We start from the raw sequence: 24065 nt of genomic DNA, 5'->3' as shown, positions 1-24065 counted from the left end.
GTTGGATACCCTGACCTATGAATACCCCTGACATCGCAAACGTAAAATCCTTCCTGATGGCGCTGCAAGAAAGTATTTGCACCGAGTTGGCAAAGGCCGATGGTGCAGCCCATTTCAAAGAAGAGAGTTGGCTACGTGAAGAAGGCGGCGGTGGTCGCAGTCGCGTGTTGACCAACGGCGCGGTGTTTGAACAGGCTGGAGTGAATTTCTCCCACGTTTCTGGGGTATCATTACCCGCTTCTGCAACGGCTCACCGGCCAGAGTTAGTCGGGCGTAGTTTCCAGGCGATGGGCGTTTCACTGGTCATCCATCCGCTGAATCCTTACGTTCCTACCAGCCATGCCAATGTTCGTTTCTTTATTGCCGAAAAGCCCGGTGAAGATCCGGTTTGGTGGTTTGGTGGCGGTTTCGATCTCACGCCTTATTATGGTTTTGAAGAGGATGCCATGCACTGGCATCGCACGGCTCAACAACTGTGTGCACCTTTCGGTGATGATGTTTACCCGAAATACAAAAAATGGTGCGACGAGTATTTCTTTATCAAGCACCGTAACGAAGCACGCGGTATTGGCGGGTTGTTCTATGACGATCTGAACAGCCCGGATTTCGCCACCTGCTTTGCCTTTACTCAGGCGGTGGGAAAGGGTTTCCTAGATGCTTATCTGCCGATCGTAGCAAAACGCAAAATGCTGGCATGGGGGGAAACCGAGCGTCAGTTCCAGTTATATCGCCGTGGCCGTTACGTGGAATTCAATCTGGTGTGGGATCGCGGTACGCTGTTTGGCTTACAAACTGGCGGACGCACCGAGTCGATTCTTATGTCGATGCCGCCATTGGTACGTTGGGAATATAACTACCAGCCAGCAGAAGGCAGCCCAGAAGCTGCACTGTATCGCGATTTCTTGCCGGTACGTGATTGGGTATGAACCTAATAAACAAGGGAGCCGAAGCTCCCTTGTTTAATCGATACTATTAGAAGTTATATTTAACGCCAACCATCGCCGCGCTGTCGCTATAACCTTTATCGCCCACCTGAGTGCCGATATTACCCCAGACATTGAGTTGCTTGTTGATCTGACCTTCAACGCCCACTCTCAGTTCAGCAATGTTTTTCGCCCCAGCCATAGAGGTGGTGACGTTATCCATTGTAGTGCCGAAATTGTTGGTGTTGTGGATCCAGTTAGCCTCGAGATAAGGTTGGAACTCACGTTCTTTGCCGTCATCAATTTTGTTATGCCCTTTCAGGTAGGTTCTGACACCCAAACGAGTCAACAAATTGCCATCCCCTTCAGAAGACACACGAGTTCCATTTGCCTCTACGTGATCTTTGGCTTTAACGCCCATCCAAATAGCTTGTGCTTGTGGCTGAATAAACCATTGGTTCAGGCTACCATTACTTCCCGTGAACTCACCAGTTTTGAACGTATAACCGGTTTCCAATGAAGCGGTAATACCCTGAGATTTATAAGACTCGCTCGCTAGTGCATCACCTTTCACATCGTTATTGAACCAGCCATATTGCAGCCAAGAGTCTACATAAGCACCGGTATTATCCGCTTCGTTAGCGAGCCAAGTGGCGTAGAGCCCAACGTTGTAACCATTGACCGAACCATTCGCAGCATAATTAGTCACTGATGAACGGCTATTACTCTGGCTGTTACCGTACCCTGCCATCAACCCCAAATGAGTACGATCGGTTCCGGTGCTACTCCACTGGGCTATATCTCCACCCAATTGCACCACATAGCGGTTGCTCTGCGTTTTTAGTTGGCCACTGCTATCACGGAACCGCGTGTGCCCACCGATGTTACGCAACCACATGCTCGTCACTTTCTCTTCACCGCTCAGCGCATCCACATAGTTGGTCTCGCCCAAGCGATCATGCAGTCGGGTGATAAACATGGTGTTAGCCGCGGCAATGTTCGCCGTATAAATTCCAGCCTCAGGACGCAGGATCGGAGCACTCTTCAAAGGCGGTTGCGGTGTTGGTTTCGGCTCTGGAGTTGGTGTAGGCTTTGGTCCCGGCGTCGGTTTTGGCTCAGGTTTGGGCTCAGGTTTTGGTTCTGGAGTCGGCAGTTGAGATTGCAAGTACCAGTTGCCATCACTTCCCTGCCCTTTGTTCAGGAAGTACTCATAAGCCCCAGCTACCGCACGTCCTTGCAGGGTAAAGTTACCGTTTGACTGCCCGCCGACCTGTACCACCTCAATGCCTTTTACGGTCTGATCGCCATTACCGCCGATGTTATTGACCGCAACACGTGTCTTGCCAGCGGTATCGCCGGTAACAACCAGTTTATCCGTAGCGGAGTTATCGGCAGCCAGCGTGGTATTCAACATCAGCAGGCCGTTATCCCCGGTATAATTACCATTTACCGTCAGCACCGTGCCTGGCACGCTGCCCATAGTGATGGTACCCGCGTTGTTCAAACCTGCGATCGTTTGATTATATCCACGCAGATCTAATGAGCCCGCCGACTGTACGTTGTAGCTGGAATTCGGACTGAACACATTCGCTCCACCTGCCGCTAAGGTGCCAGCCGTAACTGTGGTAGCGCCTCTGTAGGTGTTGTCTGCAGTGAGTGTCAGTGTACCTTGACCAATCTTGCGTAAACCGCCAGTTCCTTCGAGCTTCGAACCTAAAGTAGGATCGAAACTATTGGTGTCGATGGTGCCACCACCCTGAGCCAGTTGGATCGCGTTGGTCACGTCAAGGCTAGTCTGTGCGCCATAGCGCAAGATACCGCCATCAATCGTCAGCGCGGTCAAGTTTGAAGGCCCAGTGATATTCCAGACCGAATTACTAGCCAGATTGAAGTTTGAGGTGCTCGCCGCATCCGTCACGATGGCACCCGTAAGAGTCGAACCGTTTGCCGCACTGAGATTAACCGTACTACCTGAGTTGGCAGTCAACAACCGGCCATTAGTGCTAGTGACTACAGAGCCATTGTCGAATGACACATTCAGTGTTCCGGCAGTAGTTCCTGCACCAACACCTAGACCAGCAAAGATCGCGTCGCTGGCACTGGAGATCGTCGTGTTGCTCACTGCCACAGTATTGACGCCGCTGAAACTGGCGATACCACGAGCATCAACCCCCGTAGTGCTAACACGAGTATCATTCAAATTGATGGTTGAACCATTCCAGAGTCTCGTACCGTCAGCTCGGCTCTCAGTCGTCCGGATGGAGCCACCGTTTTGCGTGATTGTACTTCCTTCAGCAAGGGCGCCAACGGAATTTATACCTGAAGTGGTGATATTGGCACTGCTGATAATCGTAGCACCAGCCCCACCATTGGTCGACGCACTAAGACCCGCCGCATTCTGACCCGAGGTAGAAATAGAACCACCGTCAATGATGATTTTTCCCCCGAGATCCGCCGCCGCACCAGTAGCGCCACGTCCTGCGGTGGTGGCGGTGATGTTATGCACCGTCAAGACACCATCAAGTCGGCCCGATAAAGCATAAGCATTTCTGCCGCTGGTCGTCACACTACCACCGGTCATGGTGAGCTGACTGCCTCCCCCGATCGCTTCAATACCGAAGGCAGTACCATTGCCGCTGGTGGTGATAGTTCCATTGCTGAGTGTGACGATAGTGTTACTCTGAGCCTGAACACCCAAGGCATCCTGACCGGTGGTCGTGATGCTAAAATCAGACAGAGTGCTCTTGCCATTAGCTCCAGCGGTGAGAACGCCATGGTTACCAACACCGGTGGTAGAGATCGTAAAGTTACTGCCAGTAAGGGTTCCGTCATCGTTCTTAACAGCCGGAACAGTCGCCGTGCTGGAAGTTATCGTCTGACCTGAAATATCACGAGTTTCACCTGAGTTGACGACAATGTCTGCGTAGGCTGATTGTGGTGCCAATTCCAAGGCCAGCAGCACCGCGCAAGCCAACAGAGTCCGTTTTACCGGAATCATGATTACCGTATTTTGATTATTCATTTTTTCACTCTTGAAAATGTTTAAAGTTGCATTCCTGGGAAATGACTCATAATGGTTTTGTCGCGTTAACAAGCGAAAGTTAATCGATATTGCGCGGCTGATTTATTCCGACGTAAATGAACATTTTTGACTAAAAGCCCGTGTTAACAGGCATCTCAGCATGATCCTTTGCTTTTCAGGCAGCGTTGAGCCGCATGAAACTCCCTAAGAGTTTTCATCAAAAATCTAAATTCACTGATTTACGTCGTCATCAAAAAAAAGAACAACAAAACCCATGCAATATTATGCATTGAACAATACTATGAGTTTTTCTTTAATTGCGTCATATAGATAATACAATCACGGTAACATTATTCCGTTTTTCACCCCCTCAACACTCTCAGCTTTGAGCCAGATAAATAAATTGAATTTACCTGTCGATAAAAAATAAATAAAAAAACAGTTAAAAAAGTAAAGAAAGCATTTTAAATAGCTCGTAAGACGCTAAAAAACGCAATAAGCTACTCGATACCATGCATATTAACGCCACATCTATTGATCGTCAATAGCGATCGATATTATTATATTGATTGTTTATTCCTATCAAAAATCACAATATCCCTGTTGATGACTAATAAATAATTCTATTTATATAACACTAAGTTACTTATCAAATCAGTCATAAAACCGTCTAAAAATGGGTATCTTTTTTTGCCAAACGCTAATTACCTCAATTTGAGAGCGCTCCAATTAAAAACAATACTTATTCTCATAAAAATCATTGGTGCCATTGCCGAGGCTATAATTAGAAAATCAACACTAAGAACATTCCTGACAAATAAAAAAAATACCTCTTATTAATTAGGATTTAGATAACCACTCTATTTTTTGAACATCAGCCAGATACATTTTCAATGCGACACAGGTAGAATACCCCAACCTAAAGATCTTTGGCTTGTTCGGTGTCGATAGTCGTTCCCTGCCAATAAGCGGTATACTTGTGGCTTCTTTTTAGCAACAGGAAAAAACAATGCAGATTTGGGTCGATGCCGACGCCTGTCCGAACGTAATCAAAGAAGTACTGTTTCGTGCTGCCGAGCGTACTGCTATTGTGGTGACACTGGTTGCCAATCAACCTCTACGCACTCCCCCCTCCAAATATATTCGCAGTCTGCAAGTGGCTTCCGGTTTTGACGTAGCTGATAACGAAATCGTGCGCCGCTGTGAAAGTGGCGATCTGGTGATCACCGCCGATATTCCACTCGCAGCAGAAGTGATTGAGAAAGGTGCGGTGGCACTCAACCCACGTGGTGAACGCTACACGCCAGATACCATTCGCGAACGTCTGAACATGCGCGACTTTATGGACACCTTACGTGCCAGCGGCATTCAGACCGGTGGGCCAGCGACGTTAAATCAACGCGATCGCCAACAGTTTGCCAACGAATTGGATAAGTGGTTACAGCAGGTAAAACGCAAATCCTAGAAGGTAAAAAACCCCTTGTGCCTCGGGCAGCAAGGGGTTGTATCAATCAAGACTTATAATGGTTGAGTTTGTGCTTCTACGACTGCCAACGCCACCATATTGACGATGCGACGCACCGAAGCAATTGGCGTCAAGATATGTACCGGTTTAGACACCCCCATCAGCACTGGTCCAACGGTCACCCCTTCCGAAGAAGAAACACGCAACAGGTTATAACTGATACGCGCCGCCTCCATATTTGGCATGATCAGGATGTTGGCAGACCCTTTCAGCGGACTGTCTGGCATCAGATCATGACGGATACTTTCTACCAGCGCGGCATCACCGTGCATTTCACCGTCAATTTCCAGTTCCGGTGCCATTTGATTCACCAACTCCAGCGTTTTACGCATTTTACGTGCCGCTGGACAATCGGAAGAACCGAAGCTGGAGTGGGACAACAGCGCCACTTTCGGCTCAATACCAAAGCGACGCACAGTTTCTGCCGCCATCAGGGTGATCTCCGCCAGTTGTTCCGGCGTCGGATCGTCATTAACGTAGGTATCGGCAATAAAGGTGTTACCGCTTGGCAGCAGCAAAGCGTTCATTGCCCCAGCGACATGCGTCCCTTCGCGGAAACCAAACACGGCTTCCACTACCTCATAATGCTCATGGTAACCGCCAATGGTACCGCAAATCATCGCATCCGCTTCGCCACGATGCAGCATGATGGCGGCAATGAGCGTCGGGTTACCAATCACCGCACGGCGAGCCTGCTCCTGCGAAACGCCACGGCGCTTCATCAGTTGGTAATACTCACTCCAATATTCATTAAAACGCGGATCGGATTCATTGTTGACCAGTTCGAAGTCCTTACCCGCCGTCAATTGCAGTCCCAATTTTTTCAGGCGCATTTCGATAACGCTTGGGCGGCCGATCAAGATCGGATAAGCCAGTCCTTGGGAAACCAGCTCCTGCGTGGCGTGCAATACGCGCTCTTCTTCCCCTTCCGCCATCACTACGCGCTTCATTTCAGTTTTGGCTTGCGAGAAGATCGGCTTCATGAACAGGTTGGTTTTATAGACGAACTCGGTCAGTTTCTCGACGTAAGCGTCAAAGTCTTCGATAGGTCGCGTGGCGACGCCAGAATCCATTGCGGCTTTAGCTACGGCTGGCGCAATTTTGACGATCAAACGAGGGTCAAATGGTTTCGGGATAATGTATTCCGGGCCGAATGACAGATCCTGATCGCCATAGGCCGAAGCCACGACGTCGCTCTGCTCTGCCAATGCCAGATCGGCAATGGCATGAACGCAGGCCAGCTTCATTTCTTCGTTAATAGTGGTCGCGCCCACGTCCAACGCACCACGGAAGATGAACGGGAAGCACAGCACGTTGTTAACTTGGTTTGGATAGTCAGAACGACCAGTGCAGATAATGGCATCAGGACGTACAGCCTTCGCCAATGGCGGTAAAATCTCGGGTTCCGGGTTAGCCAACGCCATGATCAGCGGATCTTTCGCCATGGTTTTCACCATGTCTTGCGTCAATACGCCGGGGCCAGAACAGCCAAGGAAAATATCCGCACCGGGGATAACATCCCCCAAAGTCCGCGTACCGTTGTCCTCAATCGCATAATTAGCCTTGGTTTGATCCATCTTGGCGTCGCGACCTTTGTAGATAACTCCTTTAGAGTCACAAACGGTGATGTTTTGGCGCAACAACCCAAGTGCCACCAACAGGTTAAGACAGGCGATCGACGCGGCTCCCGCGCCGGAGACCACCAGTCGCACATCAGAAATATTTTTCTTCACTACGCGCAGACCATTCAGCACTGCCGCAGTAGTAATGATCGCCGTCCCATGCTGATCATCATGGAACACTGGGATCTTCATGCGTTCGCGCAGTTTCTGCTCAATGTAGAAACACTCCGGCGCTTTAATATCTTCTAGGTTGATGCCACCGAAAGTCGGCTCCAACGCAGCAATAACGTCAATCAGTTTGTCTGGGTCCAGCTCGTCCACTTCGATGTCGAACACATCAATGCCGGAAAATTTCTTAAACAGGACGCCCTTACCTTCCATCACCGGCTTACCCGCCAGCGCACCGATGTTCCCCAAACCCAGCACGGCCGTGCCGTTGGAGATAACCGCAACCAAGTTACCCCGCGCGGTATACTTGTAGGCAGCGAGCGGATCGGCCGCAATCTCCAAGCAAGGTGCCGCCACACCCGGCGAATATGCCAAGGCTAGGTCACGTTGCGTGGCGAGCGGTTTGGTCGGTGATACCTGAATCTTTCCTGGAACAGGATACTGGTGGAAATCAAGAGCACTCTGTTTGAGTTGTTCGTCCATTATGGGTTCCTTGTTTTTTTGCTTTTATGCTGAGGTAAGGCTCGAGAAACTTTTAGGCTAGACCAGTATAGTGAGAGAATCATCACAAACTTTGAAGCGCGCCATAACCTTGATAGAAATTCGGCTAAAAGGTTAAAAACAAGTAACATAAAGTCATTGAGCAGGCAAAGAATCACGCCATTGATTCAGGGTTGAAACTCTCCCCGCGCAGATTTGTAACGAACTCTGTAGCGCTAACGTATAACTCACCGCATCCCCCCAAGTATCCCCTTGCAATACCGGTTGATCACAAGGCGTAAACACCGACTCAGGGGGCAACAAGATCACTTGTTGCGGCGCTACGGATGGCTGGGCGCAAGAGCTCAACAACATCGCTAGGCATAGACTGCCCAGCACAGGCATCATTTTTAATCGCATTGCGGTATTTCCTCTGATAGCTATCACTCTGTTGACGCAGTTGTTGTTCCTGTTGCTGCTGCGACGCCATCAAAACACGGTTTTGCGCGTCCTGAGTTTGTAACGTCGAAATCAAGCCGGCTTGTTGCGTCAAGGTTTTTTGTTGTTCCACCTCCCGTTGTTGCGCAGCATCCAAACGCTGCGACAACAGTGAGCTATACGCACCGAGGCAGATTGCTACCAGTAACAGCAGCAACAATCCGCCTTGCGTCAGTTTTTGCAACCAACTCATGCTGGGTAATCCTTATGGGAGAGTTGGAAATGTGGCCCATCTTTCAACGTTTTCCATTCCCCACCCCATTCGACGTTGACCGCACATTCACGCGCCGCTTGCCGCACCGCAACGGCAATTTGTGCGTAGTAATCCCATTCCCAAGACACCACGCCAGCTGGCATTGCCACTACGTCGACCGCATGACCCGTCAAATGACGGCTCTTCAGTGTTTGGCTTTTCCCTTCGCGTACCATATCGCGTTGACGTGCCATACTGCGCACGCCTTCAGTGATCGAAAATGGCACCAGCGAATAATTCAGAGCTAAACGCATCACACGCACTAAATCAGGATGAACCCCGGCAAGTTTTTCTTCACTGCGCGCAGTGAATTGCATTTCTGCGGTTTCATTTATCATTTTCAAACCCCGTTTTTTTATTGATGAATTTTTTAATCAGTGCACTGAGATAATCTGCTCCCAGAAAACCAATCAATACGCTGGCGATATTCGCCCACTTTAATTCCCACCCCATTAATGCCAATGCATCGCGTACCGTCCATGCCAAGAGCGCACATATTCCCGCATTTAATAAACGCCGACGAATCCCTACATTTCGATAAGCGCCATTTAATAACGCCATCAACCCAGCCAAAATGGCATTCATTGCCGGTTGGATATATTCACACGCACGCTGAATGATTAAGCCAACAGCGTCTGGCTCTAAGCTGGACATAGCTCTTCTCCTGGTTTGTTTTAATAAGCGCCAGTTATGGCGGGTTGGTCATCGGTGAGTGGTTTAAATCTAGTTAAAGATGCTATAACAAAGCAAATGAATAAACACACCAGCTATTATCAAATTCACTCATTATCGGTATAAATACAACCTCATAGTTCCCAACATGAGTAAATATGAAAACCATTTAAAAAATTCATCATGACTGTGATTTATTTTAACTGTTATTTATATAAATTTATCGGCATTAATAACGGCGAGAGATTCCCTCTCAATCTTAAATCACTTATTTTACATTGGAGAAAGTCTATGTCCGCACGTAAAGCCGTTATTGGTTACTATTTCATCCCAACCCAGCAGATTAATAATTACACCGAGTCAGATACTTCTATTGTGCCTTTCCCGGTATCCAATATTACGCCGGAGAAAGCCAAGCAACTGACGCATATCAACTTCTCATTCCTCGACATCAACAGTAATCTGGAATGCGCTTGGGATCCGGCCACCAATGACGCTAAAGCACACGATGTGGTCAACCGCTTGACGGCGTTGAAAGCGCATAACCCAAACCTACGCATCATGTTTTCAATTGGTGGTTGGTATTATTCCAACGATCTCGGCGTCTCCCACGCCAACTACGTTAACGCGGTGAAAACCCCAGAGTCACGGGCAAAATTTGCCGCGTCCTGCGTGAGAATAATGAAGGATTACGGTTTCGACGGCGTGGATATTGACTGGGAATACCCGCAGGTTGCAGAAGTCGACAACTTTGTCTTGGCGTTGCAGGCCATCCGTGCCCTGCTGGATCAGCAAACCCAAACCGATAGCCGTCAAGCGTTACCCTACCAACTGACTATCGCCGGTGCTGGCGGCGCCTTCTTCCTGTCACGTTACTATGGCAAGTTGCCGCAAATCGTCGCATCGCTCGATTACATCAACCTCATGACCTACGATCTGGCCGGCCCTTGGGAGAAGATAACCAATCATCAAGCCGCCTTGTTTGGCGATAGCGCTGGGCCAACGTTCTACAACGCCCTGCGTGAAGCGAATCTGGGTTGGAGCTGGGAAGAGTTAACACGTGCTTTCCCTAGCCCATTCAGCTTAACGGTGGATGCCGCCATCCAACAACACCTGCTGTTAGGTGGCGTACCAAGCGAAAAAATCGTCATGGGCGTACCGTTCTACGGTCGTGCTTTCAAAGGCGTTAGCGCCACCAACAACGGTCAATACAGCTCGCACAGTACGGCTGGGGAAGATCCGTATCCAAGCACCGATTACTGGCTGATTGGTTGTGAAGAATGTGTGCGAGACAAAGACCCTCGCATCGCGTCATACCGCCAATTAGAGCAAATGTTACTGGGTAACTACGGCTATCAACGCCTGTGGAATGATAAGACTAAAACGCCTTATCTGTACCATGCCGCTAACAGTCTGTTTGTCACCTACGATGATGTAGAGAGCTTTAAATACAAAGCCAAGTACATCAAACAAAATCAACTGGGTGGCGTGATGTTCTGGCATCTGGGGCAAGATAACCGCAATGGCGATCTGCTGGCTTCATTGGATCGCTACTTCAACGCCACCGATTACGACGACAGCCAACTCGATATGGGTACCGGCATCCGTTATAGCGGTGTTGGCCCCGGCAATCTACCAATCATGACCGCACCGGCCTATGCCGCTGGCAGCGTGTATAACCAAGGTGATTTGGCCGCGTATCAAGGTTACGTCTGGCAAGCTAAATGGGGGTCTGTGACTTCGATTCCAGGTTCAGACACCGCCTGGCTGCGAGTCGGTCGCGTGGCCTAATCAATAATTGATAGTCATTAAAAAACCCCGAAGCCAAAAAGCGACGGGGTTTTTATTGATTTAAACGTTTAATATCTGCATTCCTTCGCGGTTAATTATTTTAGCCAGCAGTCCAAGGATACCCATTATCCCGCACCAATTCTCTTCCCATCAGACTGAATACATCGCTCTTGCGCGTTAAGCGTTCATGCCACCAGTTGAAACCCGTCCCCTTGCTAGCCGGATGCCATGCCAGCCAGATCATTTCATCACCCTTTTGCATTTCCACCGGTACGGTCACCAGCTCACCACGAGCCAGCTCTTTCTCAATCAATGAGGGCGGCAAGAAACCATGCCCAATACCGCGCTTCAACAACGCTAATTTGCTTTCAACATCGCAGACCACCAGTTGACGCTGCAACGGCATCGTGCCGCTATTACGTTTTGGTAGATCGTGACTGCTGTCGTCAATCACCACCACAATGTCATTGAGACGCTGGCTTTTGCTCACCGGTTTTTTCTGTGCAGCGAATGGGTGTGATGGCGAAACGCAAAGCACAAAATTCAGTTTACCCAGCATCAGAGTTTTAGCCTGCACATTGTCGGGAATCTGCCCTATGGCGATAATCAAATCCGCCCGATTGTTTTTTAATGCATCCCAAGTACCATTCAGCGCTTCACGTTGCACAGAAATGTTGGCATTCGGACTGTGATTTATATAGTCACGAATATCTTGGGTAATTGTTTCTAGCGGAAAGAGTTTATCCACCACTACGCGTATATTATGATCAAGTTTCGGGATGTTTCTCACTCGACTTTCTAAGTCCTGCACGGCATTTAATATCCAACTTCCTTCTTGTAATAAAAACTCGCCTTCATCTGTCAGGGTAATCATCGGACCATTACGATGAAAAAGTTTCACACACAGCTTACTTTCTATATTTGATACTCGATAAGAAATTGCAGAAGGTGTTTTATGTAACGCCTCGGCAGCCATAGAAAAAGAGCCAGTACTTTTGATGGTGCTGATTATTTTAATCGCATCCAGGGATAATCTAGTCATACGAATTCCTCTTTGACATAAATAAGAAAAAGTGACACTAAATTTCCCAATGTGTTGGCACACGAAAGTCGAACAAGTCGGACAAAACTATTTAGAACCACAAGCAATATACCTCACAAGCTAGAACGTCATTTGCAAGACTATTCATCAATACTTTAAACAAAATTCATCATGACAATCGGTGATTAGACATCAGTTTCAAAACAAATTCAGCTCATAAATGAACAGTGCTCATTATAATAATTTCAGTTAATAGCCCATAAAACATTCTGATCTACCAAGCTCTGCAAATGATAAAAATAAATACAAGCCAATCGAAATTCCTTTTTATTATCGGACTTATCCGACGATTGGTGTCAATAAGCTCAACTCACATATTATTTTTTAACAGGAGTATTTATGAACAAGACCTCTCGTACCCTGATGACTCTTGGCCTACTAAGCGCAGCTATGTTCGGTGCTTCACAGCAGGCTAACGCTCATGGCTATGTTGAAACTCCGGCTAGCCGTACTTATCAGTGCAAACTGCAACTCAATACCCAATGTGGCAGCGTGCAATATGAACCGCAAAGTGTCGAAGGCCCAAAAGGCTTTCCGCAGAGTGGTCCACCGGATGGACACATCGCCAGCGCCAATAAATCCACCTTCTTCGAGCTGGATCAGCAAACCCCAACTCGTTGGAGCAAGATCAATCTGAAGACCGGGCCAAACTCCTTCACTTGGACGCTGACGGCTCAGCATAAAACCACCAGCTGGCGTTACTTCATCACCAAGCCAGATTGGGATGCTTCGCAGCCTCTGAGCCGTGCGTCGTTTGAACTGACTCCGTTCTGTCAATACGACGATGCTGGCGCTATTCCGGCTAAACAGGTGACCCACCAGTGCACCATACCGGCAGATCGCCTCGGGTCGCACGTGATCTTGGCTGTGTGGGATGTGGCAGATACCGTTAACGCCTTCTATCAGGCGATTGACGTAAACTTGAGCAACTAAGTCGGTAGGGAAACACACTGGGTTCAGCCTATTGCTGAACCCTTTTTTATTGGGTGAACGCAGAAGGTTCGGGATTCATTGTTATTTTCCATCATAACAATCAGAAAAAGCATCTTTTAATGATTGGCATTATGTCGCATGGTGTTAGCCCTGAAAGATTTCCCTACACAGACATTAGTCATGGAGCCTATAAGATGAATCAACTAGACGCACTCAAACAACTTACCGTCGTGGTCGCCGACAGCGGTGACATCGAATCTATCCGCCAATTTGAGCCGGAAGATGCCACTACCAACCCTTCACTCATCCTGAAAGCCGCAGCTCTGCCGCAATACCGTACACTGATTACCGAAGCACTGGATTTCGCCCGTCAACAAGGCGGCAGCAAAGAAACGCAATTGATTAACGCTAGCGACAAACTGGCAGTTAACATCGGTCTGGAAATCTTGAAAAGCGTGCCGGGGCGTATTTCTACGGAGGTTGATGCTCGTCTGTCATTCGATCGCGGTATGTGTGTAGCGAAAGCCCGCAAGCTAATCGGCTTATATCAACGCGCAGGTATTGATAAATCACGAATTTTGATCAAACTGGCTGCGACTTGGGAAGGGATCAAAGCCGCCGAAGAGCTGGAAAGAGAAGGTATCAACACTAACCTGACGCTGCTGTTCTCCTTCGCGCAGGCTCGAGCCTGCGCCGAAGCTGGGGTCTACCTGATCTCGCCTTTCGTCGGGCGTATTTATGACTGGTACCAAGCCAAACAACCTGTTGCGACCTACGATGCCGAGCAAGATCCGGGGGTGAAATCCGTACGCGCCATTTATGAATACTATAAACAACACCGCTATCAGACCGTCATTATGGGTGCCAGCTTCCGTCGCACCGAGCAGATCCTAGCGCTGGCGGGTTGCGATCGTCTGACTATCGCCCCTAATTTGCTAGAGCAGCTGAAACAGAACAATCAGCCAATCGAACGTAAGCTAGCGCCGTCAATAGAAGGGTTGTATCAACCTTCCCCGTTAAGCGAAGCCGAATTCCGTTGGGAGCATAATCAGGATGCGATGGCAGTGGAAAAACTGGCTGAAGGTATTCGCCTGTTTGCTGTCGACCAACAGAAATTGGAAGATATGCTGGCGGCCGAACTGTAATCCCCTGATGTTGGAAGACTTCGCCGGAGCCCCGGTGAAGTCTTAATGCTAATCAGTAGAAAAGTTTACGCCATAATTCTTTGAATTTGCAGATACTGCAGCAACATGATGGTCTTACCGTCTTTAATCCTGCCATCGGCAACCATCGCTAACGCTTCTTTAAACGGCAACTCCACCACTTCAATATCTTCGTCTTCAATGCCACCACCGGCATTTTTGCGTTGTTCTTCATGGTACTCAGCGATAAAGCAATGAACAATTTCCGTCACGCTACCCGGTGACATATAAGCTTCAAACGCCTTTTGCACATGATCGATTTGAAAACCGGTTTCTTCTTCCGCTTCGCGGCGAACGCATTCTGCTGGAGCATCACCATCCAGCAATCCCGCGCAGGCTTCCAACAACATACCGCTAGCGTTGCCGTTTACATAAGTCGGCATACGGAACTGGTTGGTCAGCACCACGGAACCTTTATCGCGGTTATATAACAGTACCGTCGCACCGTTACCACGGTCATACACTTCGCGCACTTGCTGGACAGAGCCACCATTTTTGCGTTGAAGATCAAAAGTATATTTATGCAATACGTACCAGTTATCTGATAACAATTCTTTGTTTATATTACTGATTTTTGCAGACATCATGCTTTCCCGTAACCGTTCGGATCACCATCATAGCGCGACTGAAAATAAAAAACCCCACCAGCATTGCTGCATGGTGGGGCGGATGATAAACCATACCTATACCTGCATCTAGGCGGCAAGGGCGTGAATCCCCAGGAGCTTATATAAATAAGTGACTGGGGTGAGCGACCGTAGCCGACAACGATGCGGCTTGAAAGACGACGGGTATATTAGAAACCGTTTGGAACGTCTCTCATATCCGGCAGCTTGTGAGCAATACCTTTGTGACAGTCGATACAGGTTTTACCTTCGGTAATCGCTTTATCGTGCATCTTGGCTGCCACGGTTTTCTGTGCGGTAAAGTCCATGTATTCGAAGTTGTGGCAGTTACGACACTCCTGCGAATTATTGGCTTTCATACGCGCCCACTCGTTATTCGCCATCGCCAACCGGTGCTCATCGAACTTTTGCGGCGTGTCGATGATGCCAAAGACTTTGGCATACAACTCTTTACTGGCCTTGATCTTACGTAGCATCTTCGGCCCCCACTCATGCGGTACGTGGCAATCCGGACAGGTTGCACGCACGCCACTACGGTTGTTGTAGTGCACCGTCTCCATATATTCTTCATAGACGTTTTCGCGCATTTCGTGGCAACTGATACAGAACTGCTCAGTGTTCGCCGCTTCCATGCCGGTGTTGAAACCGCCCCAGAAAATAATACCGGAAACAAAACCAGCCAGTAGTAGCGTACCCAGCGCCAAACGGCTTGGCCGGCGCCACCAACGCCACAGACGGCGGATCAAACTTGGTTTTTTCTCGGTGGTGTTATCACGTTCGGCCATAAATCCCCCGGCTTATTTGCCAAAACCTTGCATTGGCTGGAAGTCGTTCCCCACAATCGGTGCCGCATCGGTTTGCGGTACGTGACATTGCAGGCAGAAATAACGGCGCGGAGCAACTTCACCCAACACCTTGCCATTGCTATCCATAAAGTGCGTCGGGCTAATACGCGGCGCACCCGTAGTACGATAATGCTCAACACCGTGACATTGCAGACAGCGGTTAGTGTTCTTACTGACCTGATAACCGTCGATGCTGTGCGGGATCATCGGGGGTTGGTTGACATAATTCAACGCCATCCGCTCCTGCTGCTTAGGCATTTTGATCTGCCCTTCTGCCGTGCCGGAAACTTCCGGTGATTTACTCAGATCAACATCGCTAGCGGCAAACGCGAAGCTGGCAACCACCAGCGATAACAGTGCGCCCCATAAGGTAAGCTGCTTTTTCAGGACATTGCTTGTCATTTTTTGGCTCCCGAATAATAGAATTTGGTCTTAATTTCGAATACGTTCTCTGCACACACATCAATGCAGCGTCCACAGGCGATACAGGCATCGCTGGCCACCTGCGGCGTTCCTTTCTTCAGCAATAACGGCTCACGCAAAATTTGAGGCTCCGGGCAAACGTGGAAACAATCCATACAACGTGTACAGTTATCACGTTGTTCCGCGCTGATACGCACCACGCCTTGGCTACCGATTAGGCCGTACATCGCCCCCATCGGGCACAGATGACCACACCAACCGTGTTCAACCACCAGCAGGTCGAACAAGAACAGCGCCACCATCAGCCAGATCCCTGCACCAAATGCCGCACCTAACCCTTGTAACCAACCGCTGATGCCCTCACCAGAACCATGAATCAAACCACGTCCCAGTAACGCCACCGGATTTAACCATTCCCACAGCAGAGTGCCGCTAACGGCGCTGCCAATCAGTATCGCCGCTAAAATGCCATAACGCAGACTACGCGGCAGGCTAGCAGATTGGCGAATGCCCAGTTTACGGCGCATCCAAGCGGCCAGATCGGTCACTGGATTTAACGGACAAATCCAGCCACAAAACACCCGGTTGCCTATCAAGCCATAAACCAGCACCACTACGGCCCCGACCCACACCAACCAACTCGGCCAGTGACCGGCGAACAAGCTCTCCAGTAACATCAACGGATCGGTGAGGGGGACGTGTTCCAGCAGCAAACTCGCGCTGTAGTTACCCCGTAAAATCCACACGCCCCATAGCGGCCCGGATAAAAACATCAATAAAACCAGCAACTGACAGCAACGACGCAAAATCAGAAAGCGGTGGCTACGCAACCAACCGTGACGCAAACGCGCATCACGCCCGGCTTCGGCAACTGAGTTCGCCATCACTCACCTCCCTTAACGCCACGGACAGGCATCGTCACACCTTCCGGTACTAACGAGTGCCCGGCTTTCTGCTTCTCTTGCCAACCCCAACGGTAGTGCTCGCCCAATTGACCGCGTGCTAACGAGAGCGGTAACACCTTGATCGCCGCCTGTTCCAGAACACAAGCCTGTTCACATTTGCCGCAGCCGGTGCAAGCATCGCTGTGCACGGTGGGCAAGAACATGGCGTGTTTGCCGGTACGTTCGTTCCGTTGCAGCTCTAGCGTGATCGCTTTGTCAATCTGTGGGCAAACGCGATAACACACATCGCAGCGCAACCCTTGCCAGTTCAGGCAGTTTTCATGATCGAGCAATACCGCTAACCCCATCCGCGCCTGATCGATATCGGTCAATTGCGGATCGAGCGCCCCACTCGGGCAAGCCACTACGCACGGAATGTCCTCACACATTTCGCAAGGAATATCACGTGCCACAAAATACGGCGTTCCGGCAGACAATGGCGACAGCAACGTTGCCAGTTTTAGCGTCTGGTACGGACAAGCCTGTACGCACTGACCGCAGCGAATACAGGCAGCTTCAAACGCCTTATCCGCTAGCGCGCCCGGTGGGCGCAAGGCCAGTCCATCACGTGCCTGGGACTGTCTTTGCTGCAACCCAAGCAGCACGGCAATCCCTGCCAAGCCTGCGGCACTGCGAGCTGCATCACGCAGGAAGCGCCGCCGTGCTGGGGTTTTCTCTCGTTGCTGATTCTCTCGTTGCTGGCTCATTCCGTTAGCCTTATGCCTTTACCTTCTCCAGTTTCACCGCACACTTCTTGAAGTCGGTTTCTTTTGACAGAGGATCGGTTGCATCCAGCGTCAAATTATTCACCAACTGCGCGGCATCGAAGAACGGCATGTAAACCAGCCCTTTTGGTGGGCGGTTACGGCCACGGGTTTCGACAATACTGATCACTTCACCACGGCGTGATACTACTTTTACCTTTTCGCCACGGCGTAGATCGCGTTGTTTAGCATCCAACGGGTGGATAAACAGCACCGCTTCCGGAACCGCTTTATGCAGCTCAGGCACACGACGCGTCATTGAGCCAGTGTGCCAGTGTTCCAGTACACGACCGGTCGACAGCCATAAATCGTATTCTTGATCAGGGCTTTCTGCTGCTGGTTCAAACGGCAGTGCGAAGATAACCGCTTTACCGTCTGGCTTGCCGTAGAAGCGCACAGATTCCCCGACCTTGACGTAAGGATCGGTGCCTTCACGGTAACGCCACAGCGTTTCTTTGCCGTCAACCACCGGCCAGCGCAAGCCACGCGCCTGATGGTAGGCATCGAATGGTGCTAAATCGTGACCGTGACCACGGCCAAAGGCAGCGTATTCTTCGAACAACCCTTTTTGGATGTAGTAACCAAAGTCACGCGCTTCGTCATTCAACTGTTCGGTTGGGATCTCTTCCAACTTGAACTTGTTCACTTGACCGTTGGCATACAGCACGTCGTACAGCGTTTTGCCGCGCAGTTCTGGTTTTTGTTCCAGCAATGCCGCAGGCCAAACTTCTTCGACTTTGAAGCGTTTAGAGAATTCCACCAACTGCCACAGATCAGATTTCGCCTCGCCCGGCGCTTTCACCTGCTGACGCCAGAATTGGGTGCGGCGCTCGGCGTTGCCGTAAGCCCCTTCTTTCTCTACCCACATAGCAGTAGGCAGGATCAAATCTGCCGCCAATGCGCTTATCGTTGGGTAAGGATCGGATACCACCACGAAGTTACGTGGATCACGCCAGCCCGGCATACGATCTTCATTGATATTTGGCCCGGCCTGCATGTTGTTGTTACACATCACCCAGTAGGCGTTGAGCTTGCCGTCTTTCAGCGCACGGTCTTGAGCTACCGCGTGCAGCCCCACTTTATCTGGGATTGTGCCCGCAGGCAGTTTCCAGTGTTGTTCGGCTACCTGACGGTGTTTTTCGTTAGTTACCACCATGTCGGCTGGCAGACGGTGAGCAAAGGTGCCCACTTCGCGCGCCGTACCACAGGCAGAAGGCTGGCCAGTGAGCGAGAACGGCCCACAGCCCGGTTTGGAGATCTTACCGGTCAGCAAGTGCAGGTTGTAGCACAGGTTATTCGCCCATACACCACGGGTATGCTGGTTGAAGCCCATGGTCCAGTAAGACACCACTTTGACGTTCGGATCGGCATACAGCTTCGCCAACGCTTCCAGTTGATCTTTCGGCACATTACTCATTTCATGTGCTTTGTCCAGCGTGTACTCCGCCACGAAGGCTTTGTAATCTTCAAAGCTCATTGGCTCAGAAGCATCGCTGCCTGGGTTCTTAGCGGCTTTTTCCAGCGGATGGGTTGGACGCAGGCCATAACCGATGTCGGTTGCGCCTTTACGAATATTAACGTGCTGCTTAAGGAATTCCTGATCCACCGCATTATTCTGAATGATGTAGTTAGCGATGTAGTTCATGATCGCCAAATCACTCTGCGGGGTGAAGGTCATGGCGTTATCCGCCAATTCGTAGCTGCGATGTTCGAAGGTCGACAGCACCGAAACGTTGACCTTGTCGTTGCCCAAACGACGGTTAGTGATGCGCGACCACAGGATCGGGTGCATCTCCGCCATGTTGGAACCCCACAACACAAAGGCGTCGGCTTGCTCGATATCGTCGTAGCAGCCCATCGGCTCATCCATACCAAAGGTACGCATGAAACCGACTACCGCGGAAGCCATACAGTGGCGCGCGTTCGGGTCGATGTTGTTAGAGCGGAAACCCGCTTTGAACAGTTTGGCGGCGGCGTAACCTTCCCACACCGTCCATTGGCCTGAGCCAAACATCCCGACGGCGGTTGGACCCTTTTCTTTCAACGAAGCTTTAAACTTCGCTTCCATGATGTCGAAAGCCTGATCCCAGCTGATAGGTGTGAACTCGCCTTCTTTATCGTACTGACCGTTCTTCATCCGCAGCAGAGGCTGGGTCAGGCGGTCTTTACCGTACATAATTTTTGGCAGGAAATAGCCTTTGATACAGTTCAAACCACGGTTGACCGGTGCATCAGGATCGCCTTGTGAAGCGACGATCCGACCGTTCTGAGTGCCGACTAGCACACCGCAGCCTGTACCACAGAAGCGACAAGGGGCTTTATCCCATTTTATTTCATCTGCCCCTCCTACCACGGCTTGCGCCACAGTAGGAATGGTCAATCCCGCGGCTGCGGCGGCTGCCACAGCGGCGTTTGCCTTCATGAAGTCTCGACGACTGAGTTTCATGGCATTACCTCACCTTGCTCATCCAGCTGGTGATAAACCAGCGACACCGCCAGAACGCCTTCCAGATTGCGTACTGACTCAATTTTATCCAGCAGTTCACGCGAGTGTTCTGCCTGCATCACAACAGCTAATTTGCCTTGCTTTTCATCCTGTGCCGGAATTTCTGTCCCAGGTATTGCCAGCAATGCCGGAATTACCAACGGGATTTTGTCAGGGCGAACCTGAACCATTAACCCGCTGACGTGCCATTCGTTATTCATTATTTTTGCTCCGGGATAGAGTGTTCGCTCCGGGAAAGGGTGACAGCCCCCACTGGGCAGCCTGCAACACAGGCACCACAACCGTTACAGGCTGCAGCAATTAATTCTGGTTGTGCCATCGCACCTAAACGAGGACGAAAACGGATCGCCTGAGTTTCACAACTGTCCTGACAGCTACGGCACTCAACGCCTTTCTTTGCCAAACAACTAGCACCGAAAACTGCCAATTGCTGCCAAGGCGTTTCATCCAACGGGCGAAATAACGGTAATTCACAAGCCGTAACGCAACTTTGGCAAAAGGTACATTCTGCTTTTTGGAAATCGATTTCAGGGAATCCACCGCTACCAGCGATCAATACGCCTGTTTCGCAGGCGCTAATACACGCCTGGCAGCGGCTGCAGCCAGCGATAAAGAGAGATTCTTCGCGCGACCAAGGGGGACGGATCGCATCGGAATGTTGACGCCATTGTCCACTGAGCAACTTGCGGCGTGACAATTCGGCCATGCTGTTTATCCTTGACATTGCAAACACGCTACGGCGTGCAAATAAAATAATAGTACTTTGTTGTTCTAGTATGACTTCCCTGGTGAGGGCGTGGGTAAAATAATGGGTATTTATGGGGGTATATAATCACCCTTAAGGGGTAAATCCGGGGGTAGCTTGCGCCAGATCAATCTCTGACTGAGCAAAAAACCCTTAAGTGTCACTATTTTCGCACCATCGCTATATATTAAGTTACATAACGTTGTGTTTTAGTTGCAAAAAACACCGATTTACTTTCGAATAAAAACCGTATCACCAGAGATAAATAAGGATCTGTTATTGCTTGTTAAACGTTCAGTCACCAGCAGCCTAGCTAAAGCGCTGTTTAGCATAGTCATTCTTTCGGTATTGTCCACCGGTTTAGCACTCACAACCGTTGCTGACAGCCTGAAAGATGCCGAAGCCGTCAATATCGCCGGTTCATTACGGATGCAAAGCTATCGGCTGGCGTATGACCTTGGTAATCATAGCCAAGATCTGGAACAACACCTCACCCATTACCAACAATCATTACAAGCTCCGGCACTGTTAAAACTGGATCGCTTTTACGTACCGCGTGACGTGCAAGACAAATATCTAGCGCTACGCCACACCTGGCAAGGATTAGAGCAACAAATTAAAGCAGGTGAAACGCAGGCTTATCAAAATAACGTCGCCAATTACGTCAACCAAATCGACTTATTTGTTTTGGCACTACAACGTTATTCCGAATCAAAATTGGCTATCGTCGCCATTATCAGCGTGATGGGTTATATCGCCGTGATTGGTCTAGTGCTGTTTTGCATTCGTTTTATGCGCCGTCAGGTAGTGACGCCGCTCAAACATCTGGTGGAAGCTAGCCAGCGCATGCAACGGCGTGATTTTGATCACCCTCCGCTAGATGTCACACTGCCGAACGAACTTGGCGTACTGTCGCAAACATTTACTGCCATGTCGGGTGATTTGGCCAAGCTCTACCAATCGCTAGAACAGAAGGTGCAAGAAAAAACCGAGCGTTTGCAGCAAGCCAATAAAACATTGGAAGTGATGTATAGCTGCTCGCAGGCACTCAGCGTTGGGCAGATCGATCAACGGGCGTTTGAGAAAGTTCTGCACATCGTGCGCCAAAGCGAAGGTTTACAATGTATCCGTTTAAATGTGGAAGATAACCTCAACCAATGGCAATTGAGCAGCGGCACAGCATTGGATAGCCAAGACTGGCAGACATTGAATATTGAACAAGACGGTAAGCCCAACGGACAATTAAGCTGGCAGATACAGGATTTCCCTCCGCATCCGCACCTAATGAGCAGCGTAGCGAATATGCTCAGCCGTGGTGTGTATTTCAACCGCGCACAAAAGCAGCACATGCAGTTTTTGTTGATGGAGGAACGCGCCACTATCGCCCGCGAATTACACGATTCATTGGCGCAAGCGCTGACTTTCTTACGTATTCAGCTCACCTTGTTAAAACGGACATTGGCGGACAGTTCCGCACAGTCGCAGGAGATCATTGACGACTTTGATCGCGCCTTGGCCGATGCCTATCGCCAGCTTCGTGAATTACTGGCGACGTTCCGTTTGAGCATTCAAGAAGCCGATCTAAACGCTGCACTGCATCAATTGTTGGACCCATTAAAGGTTCTAACCAGCGCCCAGATTCAGTTACACTGTCGTCTCTCTTCTCAGGCGCTCAATGCTCAACAACAGGTTCATGCTCTGCAAATCGTGCGTGAGGCGGTGCTCAACGCCATCAAGCACGCCAATGCACAACAGATCACTATCCTGTGTGATGTCGATGCCAATGGGGATAATGTCATCAGTATCTACGACGATGGTTGCGGCATTGCCAGTCTGGATGAACCCGAAGGTCATTATGGTTTAACCATCATGAGTGAACGGGCGGAACGACTGGGAGGCAAACTGCACATTAAACAAGGAAATCAAGGTGGTACTGAAATCCACTTAACATTTCCACCCTAATACTGACAGTAAAATGTGTCAGTGTGGGTAAATATCGCTATTTTAAAGGAGTCGGCCGACAAGTTTGAGTGGCTAAACTCATTACAGGGAGCAAGTGTCATAATGAATAAAAATTACAAAGTCATGATCGTTGATGATCATCCACTGATGCGTCGTGGTATCAAGCAATTATTGGGTTTAGATCCGATCTTCAACGTCGTGGCAGAAGCCAGCAATGGCAATGAAGCTATCACTCTGGCCGCACAACAAACGCCAGATGTGATCCTGCTTGATTTGAATATGAAAGGTCTTTCCGGGCTGGATACGCTGAAGGCACTGCGTGATGATGGCATCGACGCACGGATTATCGTACTCACCGTTTCGGACTCCCGCAGCGACGTTTATGCGTTGATCGATGCCGGTGCCGACGGTTATTTATTGAAAGACAGCGAACCCGAGCTATTACTGGGTTATATCCGTGAAGCGGCGGAAGGCAAGAACGTGCTCAGTGAAGCGATAGCCGATTATCTGTCATCACGCACAGAGCAACATAATCCTTTTGCCGATCTGACCGAACGCGAGTTGGACGTTTTGCAGGAAGTAGCACGCGGTATGTCGAACAAGCAAGTTGCGGCACAACTGCATATTTCCGAAGAAACGGTCAAAGTCCATATCCGCAATATGCTGCGTAAATTGGATGTACGCTCCCGCGTTGCGGCTACCGTGATGTACCTAGAGTATAAGAGCCAATAACGCTTCCCCGGCCTGCCGGGGAAGGTTTACTCAATCGCTGCCAGTAAACTCTGATGATGCTGATTTACCCAACTTTTATTCAACGGTCCCCAACTCGCCAACTGGTAAAAGCCGTCATTGTTGCGAACCCCTTGCTGAACAAATTGTAATTCCACACCCATTCCCGGCAAGGCTTTCAACACATCTTGCAAGGTACGGCGCGGCCACCCAGTCAATTCCATTAAACGCGGGACGTTAGGCCGTTCACTGTTGTTAATCAACCAACACAGGTAAAGACGACGAGCAAATACCGGGTTAATCTCCATGCAAAGCTCCTGATCCAGAAGA

General features: G+C 49.7%; 23 protein-coding genes. 7 read left to right on the top strand and 16 right to left on the bottom strand.

What is annotated here, in order from left to right; all coding sequences use genetic code 11:
* Nucleotides 1–17: 17 nt before the first annotated feature.
* Nucleotides 18–926: an oxygen-dependent coproporphyrinogen oxidase gene (gene hemF / locus AC3ISQ_RS07145; RefSeq protein WP_489351841.1), complete on the top strand. Its 909-nt coding sequence runs from the start codon at nucleotides 18–20 to the stop codon at nucleotides 924–926.
* 46 nt (nucleotides 927–972) lie between these two features.
* On the opposite strand, the gene AC3ISQ_RS07140 is transcribed toward hemF, so the two are convergent.
* Nucleotides 973–3945: an autotransporter outer membrane beta-barrel domain-containing protein gene (locus AC3ISQ_RS07140; protein ID WP_489351839.1), complete on the bottom strand. Its 2973-nt coding sequence runs from the start codon at nucleotides 3943–3945 to the stop codon at nucleotides 973–975.
* 1009 nt (nucleotides 3946–4954) lie between these two features.
* Here AC3ISQ_RS07140 and AC3ISQ_RS07135 point away from each other — a divergent pair.
* On the top strand, nucleotides 4955–5410 hold the full coding sequence (locus AC3ISQ_RS07135; RefSeq protein ID WP_489351837.1) for a YaiI/YqxD family protein: 456 nt from the start codon (nucleotides 4955–4957) through the stop codon (nucleotides 5408–5410).
* Between the two features lie 53 nt (nucleotides 5411–5463).
* On the opposite strand, the gene maeB is transcribed toward AC3ISQ_RS07135, so the two are convergent.
* The 5 genes from maeB to AC3ISQ_RS07110 all read right to left on the bottom strand — a co-directional run bounded on the left by maeB (nucleotide 5464) and on the right by AC3ISQ_RS07110 (nucleotide 9145).
* Nucleotides 5464–7743: an NADP-dependent oxaloacetate-decarboxylating malate dehydrogenase gene (maeB, locus tag AC3ISQ_RS07130; RefSeq protein WP_489351835.1), complete on the bottom strand. Its 2280-nt coding sequence runs from the start codon at nucleotides 7741–7743 to the stop codon at nucleotides 5464–5466.
* A gap of 153 nt (nucleotides 7744–7896) precedes the next feature.
* Nucleotides 7897–8115: an Rz1-like lysis system protein LysC gene (gene lysC / locus AC3ISQ_RS07125; RefSeq protein ID WP_489351833.1), complete on the bottom strand. Its 219-nt coding sequence runs from the start codon at nucleotides 8113–8115 to the stop codon at nucleotides 7897–7899.
* Nucleotides 8051–8431, bottom strand: coding sequence for a DUF2570 family protein (locus tag AC3ISQ_RS07120; RefSeq protein ID WP_489351831.1), 381 nt, complete (start codon nucleotides 8429–8431; stop codon nucleotides 8051–8053). Before AC3ISQ_RS07120 ends, lysC begins: the two co-directional genes overlap by 65 nt.
* Nucleotides 8428–8808, bottom strand: a complete 381-nt coding sequence (chiX, locus tag AC3ISQ_RS07115) for an L-Ala D-Glu endopeptidase ChiX (protein ID WP_489353169.1) — start codon at nucleotides 8806–8808, stop codon at nucleotides 8428–8430. Before chiX ends, AC3ISQ_RS07120 begins: the two co-directional genes overlap by 4 nt.
* A 10-nt stretch (nucleotides 8809–8818) precedes the next feature.
* Nucleotides 8819–9145, bottom strand: a complete 327-nt coding sequence (locus tag AC3ISQ_RS07110) for a phage holin, lambda family (protein WP_489351829.1) — start codon at nucleotides 9143–9145, stop codon at nucleotides 8819–8821.
* 309 nt (nucleotides 9146–9454) lie between these two features.
* Between AC3ISQ_RS07110 and chiB the strand changes: the two genes are divergently transcribed.
* Entirely contained in the window at nucleotides 9455–10954 is a 1500-nt protein-coding gene (gene chiB, locus AC3ISQ_RS07105) for a chitinase ChiB (RefSeq protein ID WP_489351827.1), read from the top strand.
* Between the two features lie 100 nt (nucleotides 10955–11054).
* Here the strand turns inward: chiB and AC3ISQ_RS07100 are convergent, their stop codons facing one another.
* Nucleotides 11055–11996, bottom strand: coding sequence for a LysR family transcriptional regulator (locus tag AC3ISQ_RS07100; RefSeq protein WP_489351825.1), 942 nt, complete (start codon nucleotides 11994–11996; stop codon nucleotides 11055–11057).
* A 399-nt stretch (nucleotides 11997–12395) separates the two neighbouring features.
* On the opposite strand from AC3ISQ_RS07100, the gene cbp21 reads away from it, so the two are divergent.
* Entirely contained in the window at nucleotides 12396–12989 is a 594-nt protein-coding gene (gene cbp21 / locus AC3ISQ_RS07095) for a chitin-binding protein/chitosanase CBP21 (protein WP_489351823.1), read from the top strand.
* Nucleotides 12990–13183: 194 nt separating this feature from the next.
* Nucleotides 13184–14134 (top strand): transaldolase, encoded by a 951-nt coding sequence (gene tal / locus AC3ISQ_RS07090; protein WP_489351821.1) that lies wholly within the window; start codon nucleotides 13184–13186, stop codon nucleotides 14132–14134.
* A 65-nt stretch (nucleotides 14135–14199) separates the two neighbouring features.
* Here the strand turns inward: tal and nudK are convergent, their stop codons facing one another.
* From nudK to napF, 8 genes are all read right to left on the bottom strand, one after another.
* Nucleotides 14200–14775, bottom strand: coding sequence for a GDP-mannose pyrophosphatase NudK (gene nudK / locus AC3ISQ_RS07085; protein WP_489353167.1), 576 nt, complete (start codon nucleotides 14773–14775; stop codon nucleotides 14200–14202).
* Between the two features lie 212 nt (nucleotides 14776–14987).
* A complete protein-coding gene (napC, locus tag AC3ISQ_RS07080; RefSeq protein ID WP_489351820.1) occupies nucleotides 14988–15602 on the bottom strand; it encodes a cytochrome c-type protein NapC in 615 nt (204 codons plus the stop codon).
* A 12-nt stretch (nucleotides 15603–15614) separates the two neighbouring features.
* Nucleotides 15615–16064 carry a nitrate reductase cytochrome c-type subunit gene (gene napB / locus AC3ISQ_RS07075; RefSeq protein ID WP_489351818.1) on the bottom strand — a complete coding sequence of 150 codons (450 nt, stop codon included), beginning with the start codon at nucleotides 16062–16064 and terminating at the stop codon, nucleotides 15615–15617.
* Nucleotides 16061–16969: a quinol dehydrogenase ferredoxin subunit NapH gene (gene napH, locus AC3ISQ_RS07070; protein WP_489351816.1), complete on the bottom strand. Its 909-nt coding sequence runs from the start codon at nucleotides 16967–16969 to the stop codon at nucleotides 16061–16063. Before napH ends, napB begins: the two co-directional genes overlap by 4 nt.
* Entirely contained in the window at nucleotides 16969–17736 is a 768-nt protein-coding gene (napG, locus tag AC3ISQ_RS07065) for a ferredoxin-type protein NapG (RefSeq protein ID WP_489351814.1), read from the bottom strand. Before napG ends, napH begins: the two co-directional genes overlap by 1 nt.
* A 10-nt stretch (nucleotides 17737–17746) precedes the next feature.
* Nucleotides 17747–20239, bottom strand: coding sequence for a nitrate reductase catalytic subunit NapA (napA, locus tag AC3ISQ_RS07060; RefSeq protein ID WP_489351812.1), 2493 nt, complete (start codon nucleotides 20237–20239; stop codon nucleotides 17747–17749).
* Entirely contained in the window at nucleotides 20236–20499 is a 264-nt protein-coding gene (napD, locus tag AC3ISQ_RS07055) for a chaperone NapD (protein WP_489351810.1), read from the bottom strand. The genes napA and napD overlap by 4 nt, the downstream gene beginning before the upstream one ends.
* A complete protein-coding gene (gene napF, locus AC3ISQ_RS07050; protein WP_489351808.1) occupies nucleotides 20499–21005 on the bottom strand; it encodes a ferredoxin-type protein NapF in 507 nt (168 codons plus the stop codon). Before napF ends, napD begins: the two co-directional genes overlap by 1 nt.
* Nucleotides 21006–21323: 318 nt before the next feature.
* On the opposite strand from napF, the gene narQ reads away from it, so the two are divergent.
* Complete coding sequence (narQ, locus tag AC3ISQ_RS07045; protein WP_489351806.1) at nucleotides 21324–23006, top strand: nitrate/nitrite two-component system sensor histidine kinase NarQ; 1683 nt, start codon at nucleotides 21324–21326, stop codon at nucleotides 23004–23006.
* A 102-nt stretch (nucleotides 23007–23108) separates the two neighbouring features.
* A complete protein-coding gene (locus AC3ISQ_RS07040; protein WP_489351804.1) occupies nucleotides 23109–23738 on the top strand; it encodes a response regulator in 630 nt (209 codons plus the stop codon).
* A gap of 26 nt (nucleotides 23739–23764) precedes the next feature.
* Here the strand turns inward: AC3ISQ_RS07040 and AC3ISQ_RS07035 are convergent, their stop codons facing one another.
* Nucleotides 23765–24043 carry a winged helix-turn-helix domain-containing protein gene (locus AC3ISQ_RS07035; RefSeq protein ID WP_489351802.1) on the bottom strand — a complete coding sequence of 93 codons (279 nt, stop codon included), beginning with the start codon at nucleotides 24041–24043 and terminating at the stop codon, nucleotides 23765–23767.
* Nucleotides 24044–24065: the final 22 nt, after the last annotated feature.

This window comes from Serratia sp. KH_031, assembly GCF_057839655.1.
Note: the sequence above shows the minus strand (reverse complement) of the source record. Positions and strands in the feature narration are given on the sequence as shown.